The 13,583-nt window shown below is 43.3% G+C and carries 16 protein-coding genes and 1 riboswitch; of the genes, 1 reads left to right on the forward strand and 15 read right to left on the reverse strand.

Annotation, left to right across the window (positions count from 1 at the left end):
- Positions 1–139: 139 nt before the first annotated feature.
- The 11 genes from NYE25_RS06215 to NYE25_RS06265 form a co-directional block, all read right to left on the reverse strand.
- Complete coding sequence (locus NYE25_RS06215; RefSeq protein WP_341145422.1) at positions 140–985, reverse strand: class I SAM-dependent methyltransferase; 846 nt, start codon at positions 983–985, stop codon at positions 140–142.
- A gap of 32 nt (positions 986–1,017) precedes the next feature.
- The gene (locus tag NYE25_RS06220) at positions 1,018–1,932 is read right to left on the reverse strand and encodes a DMT family transporter (RefSeq protein WP_341145423.1); all 915 of its coding nucleotides are present in this window, start codon (positions 1,930–1,932) and stop codon (positions 1,018–1,020) included.
- Positions 1,933–2,073: 141 nt separating this feature from the next.
- On the reverse strand, positions 2,074–3,210 hold the full coding sequence (locus NYE25_RS06225) for a zinc-dependent alcohol dehydrogenase (protein WP_341145424.1): 1,137 nt from the start codon (positions 3,208–3,210) through the stop codon (positions 2,074–2,076).
- A gap of 82 nt (positions 3,211–3,292) precedes the next feature.
- Positions 3,293–4,111 (reverse strand): VanW family protein, encoded by an 819-nt coding sequence (locus NYE25_RS06230; protein WP_341055199.1) that lies wholly within the window; start codon positions 4,109–4,111, stop codon positions 3,293–3,295.
- Positions 4,112–4,636 (reverse strand): cysteine hydrolase family protein, encoded by a 525-nt coding sequence (locus NYE25_RS06235; RefSeq protein WP_341145425.1) that lies wholly within the window; start codon positions 4,634–4,636, stop codon positions 4,112–4,114.
- A 128-nt stretch (positions 4,637–4,764) separates the two neighbouring features.
- A complete protein-coding gene (gene queE / locus NYE25_RS06240) occupies positions 4,765–5,487 on the reverse strand; it encodes a 7-carboxy-7-deazaguanine synthase QueE (protein WP_341145426.1) in 723 nt (240 codons plus the stop codon).
- Positions 5,480–5,962, reverse strand: coding sequence for a 6-pyruvoyl trahydropterin synthase family protein (locus NYE25_RS06245; protein WP_076298716.1), 483 nt, complete (start codon positions 5,960–5,962; stop codon positions 5,480–5,482). The genes queE and NYE25_RS06245 overlap by 8 nt, the downstream gene beginning before the upstream one ends.
- Positions 5,962–6,624 (reverse strand): 7-cyano-7-deazaguanine synthase QueC, encoded by a 663-nt coding sequence (gene queC / locus NYE25_RS06250; protein ID WP_341055204.1) that lies wholly within the window; start codon positions 6,622–6,624, stop codon positions 5,962–5,964. The genes NYE25_RS06245 and queC overlap by 1 nt, the downstream gene beginning before the upstream one ends.
- A 29-nt stretch (positions 6,625–6,653) precedes the next feature.
- Positions 6,654–7,127, reverse strand: a complete 474-nt coding sequence (gene queF / locus NYE25_RS06255) for a preQ(1) synthase (protein ID WP_042193989.1) — start codon at positions 7,125–7,127, stop codon at positions 6,654–6,656.
- A gap of 163 nt (positions 7,128–7,290) precedes the next feature.
- Positions 7,291–7,334, reverse strand: a riboswitch (PreQ1 riboswitch).
- A gap of 74 nt (positions 7,335–7,408) precedes the next feature.
- The gene (locus tag NYE25_RS06260) at positions 7,409–8,095 is read right to left on the reverse strand and encodes an ABC transporter permease (RefSeq protein ID WP_341145427.1); all 687 of its coding nucleotides are present in this window, start codon (positions 8,093–8,095) and stop codon (positions 7,409–7,411) included.
- Positions 8,092–8,940 (reverse strand): ABC transporter ATP-binding protein, encoded by an 849-nt coding sequence (locus NYE25_RS06265; RefSeq protein ID WP_341145428.1) that lies wholly within the window; start codon positions 8,938–8,940, stop codon positions 8,092–8,094. The genes NYE25_RS06260 and NYE25_RS06265 overlap by 4 nt, the downstream gene beginning before the upstream one ends.
- Positions 8,941–9,153: 213 nt before the next feature.
- Between NYE25_RS06265 and NYE25_RS06270 the strand changes: the two genes are divergently transcribed.
- Positions 9,154–9,489 (forward strand): hypothetical protein, encoded by a 336-nt coding sequence (locus NYE25_RS06270; RefSeq protein ID WP_341145429.1) that lies wholly within the window; start codon positions 9,154–9,156, stop codon positions 9,487–9,489.
- A gap of 60 nt (positions 9,490–9,549) precedes the next feature.
- Here NYE25_RS06270 and murB read toward each other — a convergent pair whose 3' ends face one another.
- The 4 genes from murB to NYE25_RS06290 form a co-directional block, all read right to left on the reverse strand.
- Entirely contained in the window at positions 9,550–10,461 is a 912-nt protein-coding gene (gene murB / locus NYE25_RS06275) for a UDP-N-acetylmuramate dehydrogenase (RefSeq protein ID WP_076283599.1), read from the reverse strand.
- Between the two features lie 151 nt (positions 10,462–10,612).
- A complete protein-coding gene (locus tag NYE25_RS06280; RefSeq protein WP_042188632.1) occupies positions 10,613–11,413 on the reverse strand; it encodes an ABC transporter ATP-binding protein in 801 nt (266 codons plus the stop codon).
- Positions 11,414–11,488: 75 nt separating this feature from the next.
- The gene (locus tag NYE25_RS06285) at positions 11,489–12,523 is read right to left on the reverse strand and encodes a FecCD family ABC transporter permease (RefSeq protein ID WP_340969887.1); all 1,035 of its coding nucleotides are present in this window, start codon (positions 12,521–12,523) and stop codon (positions 11,489–11,491) included.
- Positions 12,523–13,578: a FecCD family ABC transporter permease gene (locus NYE25_RS06290; protein ID WP_341145430.1), complete on the reverse strand. Its 1,056-nt coding sequence runs from the start codon at positions 13,576–13,578 to the stop codon at positions 12,523–12,525. The genes NYE25_RS06285 and NYE25_RS06290 overlap by 1 nt, the downstream gene beginning before the upstream one ends.
- Positions 13,579–13,583: the final 5 nt, after the last annotated feature.

Below are 13,583 nucleotides of genomic sequence, written 5' to 3' on the forward strand. Positions count from 1 at the left end.
TGGAATATTCTCCGTAAAAAAGTTTAAAATTTTATGTTTTGAAGCAAGCAAAAAAGACTACACCGTCCTTTTTCGGACAAAGTAGCCTTTTGATTAGCTCATATGTGTATAACAGTTGTAATCCTTACATTCGAATAGCCTACAGGTTCTGACCCTTTCCAGCCACCAAGGTGAATGTCTTTGGTATTCCTTTATCATAAACATCCGAGGATAGATTAGGTTCTTCGTTCAATTGGCGGATCACAAGCCCAGAACTGGCAGCAGCAGTTACAATTTCTCCAAGTGTCCAGCGGCGCCAATATACAACGCTATGTTCCTGTTCGGCTATTGGTTTGCCTGTGGAAGGCAAATACTTAGAGTACGAGACCTTTTTTTCTTCCAATGTCGTATCGAAATAGTCCCCGCTAACTTTGTGCTTACGAACCTTCGCTGTAGAACCCTTAGAGGATATAAGCTTAGTTGTCACAGGATGGAAATCACGTAGAACAAAGATCCCATCAGGAGAAAGTAAATGGCGGACGGTTTCCATAAACGGTGCTAGGTCGGTAAAGTAGTGTACAATTCCTAATTCAGCAAATACGATATCATATGAACCATCGAGCACGTGATCTGGCAGCTTAAGAACATCTGATACGATATAGTTAAGCTGAACACCTGCTTCTTGTGCGAGATCAGCTGCATAACGCGCATTAGCTTCTGAGAAGTCAGCAACAGTAACGTCCGCTCCAAGTAATGACAGCGCGACTGCCTTCATTCCGTTTGATCCCATGAGATTCATCATCTTTTTACCCTGTACATCTCCAAAATAAGAAGAGAGCGGGTACAGCTTTGCACTAGGTTCCTTGATTAACTTGGCTGCTGCCTCTGACGGTGTACCAAATCGAGCAACCCAAGCTGTGTATGTGTCTTCGTTCCATAGTTCCTCACTCGTTGGCGCAGTGCCTTTTCCAGGATGCAGTTCTAAATTTTGATCTTGTTCTTCCATACCTTGCGACCCCTTTATGATTAAAATATCTGTTATGAAGCATTCTGAATGGCATCTGCCACCTGAATCGTTTTCTTTCTTCCAGCGTACAAATATACGCCCAGTCCTAACATAACCAAAAGTCCACCTGCCCATTGTAGCGCAGTTAATTGTTCACCCAAGAGCAGATAAGCAAGGATACTAGCCCCCACTGGTTCTCCTAAGATGTTCATAGATACCGTAGTTGCGGATACATACTGAAGCAGCCAATTAAATAAAATATGGCCGAACACCGTAGGAACCACTGCTAGCAAAAGGAAAATCCCCCACTCATTCGCAGGATAATTGAAGAAGGAAATCCCCATGAACAGATTGTATATGGCAAACACACCAGCCGCTGATAAGAAGACTATCAAGCTGTACAGGTATGAGGGCATGCGCACTACAAGCTTTTGACCGATAAGCATATGCACAGCTACCGCTACTGTTCCTCCAACCGATAACAAATCACCTTTAAGATTATCTGCAGAGATACCAATATCTCCCCAACCGATAAACACTACTCCGCCAATAGCAATACTCAGCCCGAGAATAGCAGACACAGCCGTTTTTTCCTTATACAAAAAATAAACGCCCAGCATAATAAACACTGGCTCCAGCGCCATGATCATCGTTGAACTAGCTACCGAAGTATACTTCAAAGAGCCCATCCAAAGCAAAAAATGTAGAGCTAGCATAATGCCTGAGAGCACTAGCATGATCCAGTCTTTTTTACGAAGAGCGAACGCTGCTCCGCTGTATGGTCTTGCAAAAGGCAACATCAGCAGCGAGGTGAACAACAGCCGATACATTCCTTGTATAGATGCTGGCGCTGTAGACCACTTAATAAAAATTGCGGAAAAAGAGATGGCCACAATCCCAACCAACATTAAAATTGGAATAGGAAGTGGCGGTTTTTTAAGCTTCACATGGTACGCGTCCTTTCAATATCTTAAGTCACTTATGTTAATTTAACGCAGACCGTGAAAAAATGCATCTATTTTCATTAGATTTCACTAAAAAAAGCATAAGCAATGTCATTTCTGACGAGAGCATATGCTTCTTATAGGCTACGGCTTCAGAACAACCTTGATGCAATCCTCTTTTTTCTCACTAAAAATGTCATAGCCATGCTCCGCTTTGCTGATAGGCAAGCGATGTGTAATGATATCTGTAGGATCAAATTTATTCTCTTTAATCATCTTATAAAGCAAAGGCATATAGTGAATCACTGGAGCCTGTCCCATTTTTAAAGTAATGTTACGTTCAAATAGATGACCCAAAGGGAACATATTGTAATTAAGCCCATAAACTCCTACAAGCTGAATAGTTCCGAATTTACGTACGATATCCGAGGCCATTCTAAATGCACTGAGTGAGCCTCCCTGTAGCTTCAGTGTGGTTTCCACTTTCTCCAATGCAGATATTTTGGCATCCAAACCTACACAGTCAATAACTACATCTGCGCCCCCATGTGTTATCTCCTTCAAATGAGCTGCAATATCCTTCATCTCTTCAAAGTTATAAACTTCAACATTATTTGTCAACTTCGCATGCTGCAGCCGATAGCCAATGTGGTCAACAGCAATAACTCTAGAGGCGCCTTTGATCCAAGCAAATTTTTGAGTTAGCAGTCCCACCGGCCCGCAGCCGAGAACAATGACCGTATCCCCGGACTTCACTCCTCCGCTTTCTACTCCCCACCAAGCTGTAGGTACAATATCTGATAAGAAAAGCAGCTTCTCATCTTCCATTTCTGCATCCTCAGGAACTACAAAAGGGCCGAAATTACCATAAGGAACCCGCAGCAATTCAGCTTGCCCGCCAGCAAATCCGCCATAAGTATCAGAATACCCTAAATAACCGCCAGTATCCTTAGCATCATTAGCATTGTCACATTGACTCTCCATCTCATGCTGGCAGAAGAAGCACTGACCACAGGCCACATTAAAGGGAAGAATGACACGGTCGCCTTTCTTGACTTTAGTTACGTCTGGACCGGTCTCCTCAACAATCCCCATGGGCTCATGACCAATAACATAGTCATCATACATACCTGGAATTTCACCGTTAAAAATGTGCAAATCTGATCCACAAATCGCTGTAGAAGTAATTCGAACGATAATGTCATCCTTTTTCTCAATCTTCGGATCAGCTACCTCTTTAACTTTCACTTTCTTCTTCCCTTGGTAGGTTAATGCTTTCATGCTGTTAATCCGCTCCTTTGAAGTATAGCATAGGATAGAACGATAACGTGTCTTCTATGTTATAACCCATTACCTTATCCTCTTATCCATGAAGAAGCGGAGAATACATCATAAGCGCATAATTATCCGTTACAGCTTCATCTCCAAGTAGCTCTCCGGTCCGTGTATATACTTTTCGACTAATCTTGTTACTGCGTATATACCCTCCCCAAGGTTCTAAACTAATCCTATGATCACTTTCGTACACTTCATATTTATAAAGGGACTGCTCATCGCATCTCCATTCCCCATGCAAATGGCTGTCATCCAGCCAGAGCTTTAATTGATACGTTTGATTCGTGTTATTCTTCACTTGAAGATCCAAATAATTATAAGAACAGGTGGCCCCGCTTCCAAATGGCTGTGTACGCTGTTCATCTGGAAATACATCATAGCTGTGCCGATGCCGTTCTGTAACCGTAAGAGGTGTATGCAATGTCATCCAGTAGATCAGATTGGACAACTGGCACAGTCCCCCGCCGACTCCAGAATGGAAGCCACCATAATGCAGCACCATCCCGTCCAGATACCCTTTTCGCTTACTGGGCTTACCGATGCTTCTCCAATAGGAAAAAGTCTCACCCGGGCGCACCAAGAGCCCATCCAGTTTCGCTATCGCCAGACGTAAATTGGTTATTTTATTGTATTGAAGTACCATATCTACATTCCGTAGACTTCTTAATAACGGTGTAGCATGAGTCATCACTTCATTAGATAAAATTCCACTAGTGCGCTGCTTCGCCACCTTGCTGCGGCTAGTGCACCATTTCAAATATCTTTTCCAAATAAAATATCGCTTTCCGGCAAATAGTCTAAGTCGAGAACGCTGAATAGGTTTCATGGCAGCCTGAGGTGTACTCATCTAGAACTGAACCTCGCTTTCAGCTCGTAACTGGGCGAATCTCCCTCCGATTACTGCATTATGATGCTTAACGATCTCACTACTATTGAGAACCCCATTATCAAAGGTGCTATGAGCATCTTGGACGAGAACATTCTTATACCCCATACTGTATGCGCGTCTTATTGTCGTATCTAGGCAGAACTCACTTTGCATCCCACAAATCACCAGATTCGTGATCCCCAGCTTCTGTAGCTCCTCTTGCAGTTCGGTTCGGTGAAAAGCATCCCAAGTAGACTTCTCCACAATAACTTCACCTTCCTGCGGTGTGATACGGTGACTGATCTGCCATGTGGACGTACCTTTTGTATATTCCTCATCTTCGGTGTGTTGAATATAAACTATTGGAGTACCTGCTACCCTAGCTTTGTTCTGAAGGGAAATAATTCTCTCCATTACACCCTCTTCATCGTACAGCTTTTGATCAGGATAGGAGAACATAGCTTCTTGAACATCGATAATTAATAGTGCAGTTGAATTTCTCATTTAGTACCTCCTACAACTTTTATGAAAATCATATCAGATTATGCGACATTCTATCTACCTATTTAAAGGCTTAAATCAATAAAAAAAGGGCATCTGCTGAGCAGACACCCGTTACATTTAAATACTTTTTACTTGCCACGCTTATTATGCCAGATCAATGCATGCAGCTGTGGAAGGACACGTACTCTATTCATATCAGCGTCTACGATTACTTTATTAAACAACCATTCCAGCCTTCCCAAAAGTCGAGCAGAAATGTCGCCTTCTTCAGTGACATCATCATTCCCAGGCTGCAGAAAGAGCTGCACATTGGGATATCGCTCATGAATGTCTTTTGCATAATCAAAATCCTTATCGTCAAACACTACGACCTTCAAGCTATGCGTAGAACGACCCAGTTTCTCCATTTTACTCATGATGTTATCTAGAATTTCCCAATTCGTTGTCATTCCTGAGCTTGGGGGTTTAGGGCTAATTGTCAGCACATCCACGTCATTGAACCACTCCTGCCATTTACTCCCCTGAGTTTCTATTGTAGCTTGAATCCCGCGCTCATGTAGCAGGTTAATAAAAGTGCCCATCCCGTCACCAATCAAAGCAGGATTTCCGCCTGAAATCGTAACACAGTCGAAATTATCTCCAGCTATAGCTAAAAGTTCATTCATAATTTCATCCGAGGTCATCATTCGAACCTTATCCTTAGCAGTACCATCCCAAGTAAAAGCAGAGTCACACCAGCCACAGCGATAATCGCAGCCATAGGTGCGGACAAACATCGTCTTCACTCCAATTACCGCACCTTCGCCTTGAATAGTCGGACCGAACATTTCAATTACAGGAATCTTACTCACAGTCACAGCCTCCATATAAACGGTAGGATGGCCCTTCATCCGGAACATCTTCAGCCAGCACCTCTGCCCAGGAGGTTGGAGTCTCCCATAGCTTTACCGAGTACAAAGGCAACCCTGCTTGCTTAAGCTTGTAGGCAATATATGAAGACATATTCTCCACTGTGGTGCGGAAAGACAACAAAGCTACTTTGGAGCCCGTATTCGTTAACGTTTCTAACACAGGTTCATTTCCCATAGCAAGAAAAGCGTGATCTAAACGATCTACAAGGCTTTGTTGCACAGTCGTCTTGATATCGCTGAAGTCAATAACAAACCCTTCGTCTGAATGGCCTTCCGTAGCCTCTGGTTTGCCCTTAAGCACTACTTCGAGCTTATAAGTATGTCCATGCAGATTGCTGCATTTCCCTTTGTGACCAATTAATTGATGCGCCGCATCAAACGTAAATATTTTGCAGACTGAAACCTCGTTAAGCATTAAGATCCGGCCTCCATTTTCTCCGCCTCATATTGCTCAAGACCACGCTGACGCAACAGACAGGCTGGACAAGTACCGCAGCCACTGCCAATAATACCGTTGTAACAGGTCAATGTGTGTTCGCGAACATAATCAAAATAACCAAGTTCATCTGCCATCTTCCACGTTTCTTTTTTATCCAGCCACATCAATGGAGTGTGTATCGCAAACTCATAGTCCATAGATAAATTCAGCGTAACATTCAATGATTTCACAAATACATCACGGCAGTCCGGATACCCGCTAAAGTCCGTTTGGCAGACACCAGTGACGATATGGGAGTAACCCAATTGTTTAGCTAATATTGCGGAAAAAGATAAAAATAACAGATTCCGTCCGTCAACAAATGTACTAGGAAGCTCATCACCTTCGCCAGCAACGATATCAATATCCTGGCGGGTTAGTGCATTTGGTGCCAGCTGATTAAGCAGCCCAAGATCAAGGATATGCTGTTTTACATTAAACTTAGCTGCTATTTCTGTAGCAACTTCGATTTCAGCCGCATGACGCTGATTATAATTAAAGGTAACTACCTGCACTTCCTCAAACTGCTTCAATGCCCAAACCAGGCAAGTGGTGCTATCTTGTCCGCCGCTAAATACGACGAGTGCTTTTTTGTTCATCTTAATCTCTCCTTATCAACTTGTTGGGATTAGCGGTTATCCACTTTTTCCGGATAGAGGTCGTGATTCATTAAGCGGTGCTCCGCCATCGCCTCATACTTCGTACCCGGTCTTCCATAGTTGCAATAAGGATCAATAGATATGCCTCCACGCGGAGTGAACTTGCCCCATACCTCAATATATCGTGGGTCCATCAGTGAGATCAGATCATTCATAATAATGTTGACGCAGTCCTCATGAAAGTCACCGTGGTTACGGAAGCTAAACAGATACAGCTTTAATGATTTAGATTCCACCATTTTCTGTTCAGGAATATACGAAATATACAATGTGGCAAAATCCGGCTGACCTGTAACAGGACATAAGCTAGTAAACTCAGGGCAGTTGAATTTAACAAAATAATCACGCCCTGGATGCTTGTTATCAAACACCTCAAGAATAGCTGGATCATAACCAAACTTGTACTGCGTTCCCTGATTACCAAGTAAAGTGACTTCTTGCATTTCCTCTTTCAATCTTCCTTCTGACACGACAAAAAACCCCTCTCTTTTCCTTCGGCCTTGGCCGGTAATGGAAAGAAGAACGAGATTTCGAAAACTTTGCTCCACTAAGAAGAAACGGAAGCAACATCCGGGTTAAGGACTGCATCCGCTTATAAGATTTAATATACTCTTAGTTTTTTATAGAGGGAGTTCGCGAACCTCTCCTGCACAATCCGTGCAGACTTCTTCTTCATGCATATTGCGTCTTGAACTATACCATGGTAATTTGCTTCTGACAAGTTCTACGCTTTGCCCGTCTTCCAAATCCAGAGCGAAAGTACCACAATCCACAAGAGCAAAAGCAGGCTTTCTAGGAGCAATACTCCTTCTCCATTTAGAATACTGTTCAAATTCTGAACGATTTCAATACTTGGCAGAATAACAAAGATCGGATAGGTCCATTCTGGAAGAGCGCCGTACACAGAAGCTACTAAGAAAAAAACAACCATAAATGCGGAGCTGATGGCTGAACCATTTTTGGAGGAACTTACCTTTAAACCAATGATAATTCCAACTTGCACAAAGATAATTCCACCCAATAACATATACAATAAGGAAGGGAGTAAATCCATTGTCAAACCTTGATTTAGTACATAAACAATCAGCTGTGATAACAAAGAAAAAACAAGAACAGATCCAGCTTTCGCAGTAATAATCTGGCCTCTGCTTAGCGGAGTAATCAACAGCGCATCATAAGTCTTACTCTCCCGCTCCTCAATTAATCCTGGGCCGGTAATCATGATCCCAACCATCACTTGTGCAAATAATATCCATGTAGAAAGAAGCATGAAGTCCAAACCGCTCTTGTCCACTACAGTGATGATGATTTTAGCCATAAATATAGGCAAAATTATTAGAATTACAGTCGCAGGATTACGCAGTATATCCTTACTTTCATGTTTAAGCAGCTTCCATATCTGATAACTCAACTTAGCTCACTTCCCGTCAGGGCAGCGAATACATCTGCCAGCGAAGCTTCTTTGCTGTGCATACTTAGAATTTTATTCGTAGACATTAACTGATAGATATGATCTTTAGTAGCTTCTTCTGCAATCGGCCAGGATTTAATAACCACTTTACCATCCTGCTGATATTTAACTTCAATTTCTGGTTTACCATAAATGGTCTTAAGTCTATGCGGTTCATCGAGTGCCACTAATGCACCAGCGTACATGATGCCCACTCTATCGCTTAATTCCTCGGCTTCGTGCATATCATGCGTCGTTAGGACAATGGTTGTGCCTTCTTCTTGAATTCTCTTGACGTGATTACGTATGAGTGAAGCTGAATTTGGATCTAACCCACTTGTAGGCTCATCTAAAAACAACACTTGAGGCTTATGTAATAATGCTCTGGCGATTAGAACACGCTGCTTCCAGCCTTTGGATAAGCTGCTTACTTTAGCTTTTTCCTTATCTAACAGCTGGAGGGTTTCCATGACTTCATTCACTCGATTTCCTGCTACCCTATACAGATCAGCGAACAGCTCCAGATTATTTCGAATAGAACTACGCATGTATAGGTTCGGAAGCTCGAAAACAACACCAATTTGAGCATGGATTTCTTTTTTATGACGTGAAATATTCATGCCATTAATTAAAATTTCTCCGCTTGTAGACTGAAGAAGCCCTGTCATCATGCGCATCGTTGTAGTTTTCCCTGCACCATTGGGACCTAGAAATCCAAAGACCTCACCTTTCTCCACAGTGAAAGTAATTCGATCAACTGCACACCTCTCCTGATAATATTTTGAGACCTCAGTTAGCTGAATCAATAACACTCCCCCCTTTTTAGAATAGTTAACTTTCTTCTATCCTTATTCTGGTTGTAGAGGATTATCTCTTTTGTTGCTATTCTGTAACATTCGCTATTCCTTAGTACCTTCCTTTGTTCAAATCCGCTCAGATGTGGCAAAAATAAGGATTCAAATCCTAAGAAAAGGGTAACTTAAACATAATAATCTTCGAGGTAAGGGTGGGATCATCTAATGGAACAAAGTACACAGAAACTTATGGACTGGATTAACAGTCATGTGAATGAAACTATTGTAATTGAAAAGAAAGAGCTTCGTGATCTGGATAAAATTCATTTTAATCTAGAGGCTGTTGAGTTTCGGAGTGCGGAGGATGTTATCGATGATTATCTTGGGAGTGCATTAATATTAAAAGGATTTGGCAGCACTTTAAACGCCGATGGTGAGCTAGTATCACTACCACACTCCACCTATGACTTAGCAATTGACGGGCTTCGGATTGAGGACATAAGTGATCGCAAGGCGGAAATAACTACTGAAAGAGCTAAATATACCCTTTCAGTGGATTAAACTATATGTAATGACAACAAAAGAGCCCACAGTAATCTGTGGGCTCTTTCTAATTAGAAGTTACTCTTCTCCAATGATCTCCACTTCAGTTTCAAGCTCCACGCCGAATTTATCCTTCACAGTCGCTCTTACATGGTGAATTAGCCCGATGTAATCGCTGGCGGTTGCATTATCTGCATTTACAATAAACCCTGCATGCTTCTTGGATACCTCAGCACCACCGATTCTTGTTCCCTGCAAGCCACTCTCTTGAATTAACTGACCTGCAAACCGACCTGGAGGACGTTTAAAGACACTACCACAGGAAGGATACTCAAGCGGTTGCTTGGATTCACGCAGGTAAGTAAGTTCATCCATTTTCGACTTGATGGCTAATGCATCACCTGAAGTCATAGCAAAATTGGCCTCAAGTACGATGTATTCACCGCTTGCGAACACGCTTTTTCTATAACCCCATTGCAGCTCATCCCCTTGCAGAGTCACTAATTGTCCGCTCTTAGTTATAGCCAGTGCACTATGCAGTACATCTTTAATTTCTCCACCGTAAGCGCCTGCGTTCATGTATAACGCTCCACCAACCGTTCCTGGAATGCCACAGGCGAACTCAAGACCCGTAAGCTCCATATCCAGCGCATATCTGGAAACATCAATAATCTTAGCGCCGCACTCCGCATATAAGAGATTGTCTCGAATCCCCACATCCGTTAGTCCTGCCGTTTGCAGAACTATTCCACGCACACCTCCATCACGGATAATCACATTGGAGCCGTTCCCAAGTACCGTAAGGTTTATCCCATTCTGTTCCGCATATGTAACGATCTTTTGAATTTCCTCATAAGTAGCTGGTGCTGCCAAAATATCAGCTTTACCGCCCATTTTGGTATACACGTGATCTTTTAAGTTCTCATGACTCTTCACAATCCCTGCAGTCATTAGCTGCTCTAGGTCATTTTGAATTTTGTCAATATTCATGTTTCATGCTCCTTTAACCATGTATAAATGATGGTCCTTGATCTATTTTTAGTAGTGGTATCATGGATTTGTAGGCAACCACAACTGTAACAACGAACAGGCTCCCTTGTCAATGACGGGAGCCTGTTCGTTGTATGATTTTCAATTATGATTACACAGCTTTGTATGCAGCAAGCTCGTAAGGAAGGCACAGCGGCACACCGGTGCGTGGATCTGGAACAATATCTGCCTCAATTCCAAACACTTCCCGCAGTACATCTGGTGTCATAACTTCAGTAGGTGAACCTTCACTAACCACAGTACCGGATTTAATAGCTACCATATGCTGTGCATAACGAGTAGCATGATTCAAATCATGCACGACCATGATAATGGTACGACCTTCTTCCTCATTCAGCTTTTGGAGAAGCTGTAGAACTTCAAGCTGGTGAGCCATATCTAGAAAAGTTGTTGGTTCGTCCAGGAATAGAATGTCAGTTTCTTGTGCCAATGCCATAGCGATCCAAGCACGCTGACGTTGTCCTCCAGATAAGCGGTCAATCGGACGGTCATGGAAAGGCTCCATACCTGTAACAGTGATTGCGTTGGAGATAATGCTGCGATCCTCTGCTGTCATTGTGCCAAATCCTTTTTGATGCGGGAAACGGCCATAGCTGACAAGTTCAGAGACCGTTAGTCCGTCTGGAGCCGTTGGGTTTTGCGGTAAGATCGCAAGCTGACGAGCTACCTCTTTCGTTGAAAAGTTATGGATCGATTTGCCGTCCAACATTACGCTGCCGCTCTTAGGCTTCATGATCCGGGCCATTGTTTTAAGAATTGTAGATTTACCAGAACCGTTAGCGCCCACTAGTGCGGTTATTTTTCCCGTAGGGATAGTTAAGTTCAACCCTTTAACAATTGTAGCCTCTGCATACCCAATACTTAACTCTTCTGTGTTCAAACGTTCTGACATGTTAACAACTCCTTAAAAGTTTTATGGAGCTATGCTCCTAGAATGAACTACATAGTAAAACTCGCTTCGTACGCATTATGCTTTCGATTTGGCGAGTAAATATAAAAAGTAAGGTGCACCAATGATCGCAACCACGATGCCTGTTGGAACTTCTGCAGGCTGTAACACCCATCTGCCGATAGTATCAGCAGTAATCATAAGAAGCGCCCCTGTCAACGCACTAGCGGGCAATAATACCTGATGACGGGGTCCCACAAGCTTGCGGGCAAGATGTGGTGCAATTAGGCCGACAAAGCCAATTCCTCCACTTACAGCAACGCAGGAGCCGGCAAGTGCAACTGCTGTCACTAGAAGGAGAATACGCTCCTTCTCCACTCGCATTCCAAGTCCTACTGAAGTATGGTCCCCTAGATTCAATACATTAAGAATACGGGCTTTATAGAAGGCGAACGGTAACAGAATCGCTATCCAAGGTAGCAGAGCAAGGACGAATCTCCAATCGCCACCCCATATTTTCCCAGCGATCCAAGTCGCTACAAACTGATAATTATTAGGATCAAGCCGAAGTGCCAACACCAGCTGGCAAGCGTTAATTCCGGCAGCGACTGCAATCCCGATAAGTATCAACCTTGTTGGAGATAGACCATCTGCTTTTCTATAAGCAAGAATATAGATTAAAGCGGCGGTTAAGCTAGCCCCTCCAAGCGCTAAGAGCGGCAAGACAAATACCGGAGCTGCTGTTGTAGCCGGAAAAAACGAGATAAAAATGATTACCGCAAAACCAGCACCCGCACTTATGCCCAGCGTAGCCGGTTCGGCAAGTGCATTTCTTGCGAGACTTTGTAAAATACAGCCTGACACTGCAAAGCCCGCTCCAACCAACAATGAAATTACGATGCGAGGTAATCTGAAATCAAATAAAATAAGCTTTTGCTGATGAGTTCCATCACCCAGCAGTGTATGTAATACCTCCCGTGGGGATAGACGCATAAATCCTGTATTCATACTGACAATAAAAACAACAACGATCAATATGGCAAGGAGCGATAACACTGTAATAGCACGTGTACGGCGTTCATTATCATTGGGAGAAAGGGTTGTTCTGTGCATTACAGCTCCCCCTTCCGCTTACTCGCTAAGTAAATAAAGAAAGGTACACCGATGATGGCAATTAATGCGCCTAGCGGCGTCTCATAAGGGGCATTAATCATTCTAGCTGCGATATCCGCAAAGATGATCAATAAGCTCCCAAGAACTGCCGAGCAAGGAATGATCCAGCGATAATCTACTCCAACGAAATAACGTGCTACATGTGGAATAATTAGTCCTATAAAAGCAATCGGGCCAACCATTGAGACTGCACTTCCGGCAAGAACTACTACAACAATCATACATGCCAACTGTACTAATCTTGTCCGCTGCCCCAGACCAACTGCAACTTCTCTTCCTAAGCTGAGCAAGGTGACAGACCGCGCTAACATCATCGCTGCGATTAATGCCACGAACACCCAAGGGAAGATAATCTTGATATGAGTCCAGCTTGCCCCACCCATTCCGCCAGCCAACCAGAAGGCTATATCCTGGGATAAGTTAAAAAGAATAGCTATGCCCTGACTAACAGCAACCAGTAGTGCACTAACCGCGGAACCTGCCAGCGTCAAACGTAAAGGGGTAAGGCCATTAAAAGATAGCGACCCGATTCCAAATACGATAAAAGACGCTATAGCAGCACCTATAAAACAAAACAACATAAGTGAAGTGAATGAGATCGAAGGTGCAAAAGCAAAAACTATGGCCAGCGCTACACCTGCTCCCGCATTCAAGCCTAACAGACCTGAATCCGCAAGAGGGTTCCTTGTCATCCCCTGCATGATTGCCCCTGCTACAGCGAAGCAAGCACCGACCAAAGCACCTGCTATCGCGCGTGGAAATCGCAGTTCTCTTATCACCTGATGTTTTTGTAAATCTGGATTGAAATGAAATATTGCTTCCCATACCGTAGCTAGCCTGATATCTGCCGCACCCACTGAGACCGAAAGTGCCAGTCCAAAGGCAATGGCAGCGAGTCCAATCACTAGAATACCCATTGCAGCTGCCGGTCGGGTATGTAGAGCTTTTTGTGTATCATTTTTATTACGATGTGCGAAATCTGAGGGTGAAACCATGAGTC

The organism is Paenibacillus sp. FSL E2-8871 (assembly GCF_038000345.1).
Lineage (GTDB): Bacteria > Bacillota > Bacilli > Paenibacillales > Paenibacillaceae > Paenibacillus_AQ.

Bases quoted from the DNA above. Each gene is read 5' to 3' on its own strand.
- NYE25_RS06215 (WP_341145422.1), bottom strand. From the start codon at position 985: ATGGAAGAACAAGATCAAAATTTAGAACTGCATCCTGGAAAAGGCACT.
- NYE25_RS06225 (WP_341145424.1), bottom strand. From the start codon at position 3,210: ATGAAAGCATTAACCTACCAAGGGAAGAAGAAAGTGAAAGTTAAAGAG.
- NYE25_RS06230 (WP_341055199.1), bottom strand. From the start codon at position 4,111: ATGAGTACACCTCAGGCTGCCATGAAACCTATTCAGCGTTCTCGACTT.
- NYE25_RS06235 (WP_341145425.1), bottom strand. From the start codon at position 4,636: ATGAGAAATTCAACTGCACTATTAATTATCGATGTTCAAGAAGCTATG.
- NYE25_RS06245 (WP_076298716.1), bottom strand. From the start codon at position 5,962: ATGCTTAACGAGGTTTCAGTCTGCAAAATATTTACGTTTGATGCGGCG.
- queC (WP_341055204.1), bottom strand. From the start codon at position 6,624: ATGAACAAAAAAGCACTCGTCGTATTTAGCGGCGGACAAGATAGCACC.
- queF (WP_042193989.1), bottom strand. From the start codon at position 7,127: ATGCAAGAAGTCACTTTACTTGGTAATCAGGGAACGCAGTACAAGTTT.
- NYE25_RS06270 (WP_341145429.1), top strand. From the start codon at position 9,154: ATGGAACAAAGTACACAGAAACTTATGGACTGGATTAACAGTCATGTG.
- murB (WP_076283599.1), bottom strand. From the start codon at position 10,461: ATGAATATTGACAAAATTCAAAATGACCTAGAGCAGCTAATGACTGCA.
- NYE25_RS06280 (WP_042188632.1), bottom strand. From the start codon at position 11,413: ATGTCAGAACGTTTGAACACAGAAGAGTTAAGTATTGGGTATGCAGAG.
- NYE25_RS06285 (WP_340969887.1), bottom strand. From the start codon at position 12,523: ATGCACAGAACAACCCTTTCTCCCAATGATAATGAACGCCGTACACGT.
- NYE25_RS06290 (WP_341145430.1), bottom strand. From the start codon at position 13,578: ATGGTTTCACCCTCAGATTTCGCACATCGTAATAAAAATGATACACAA.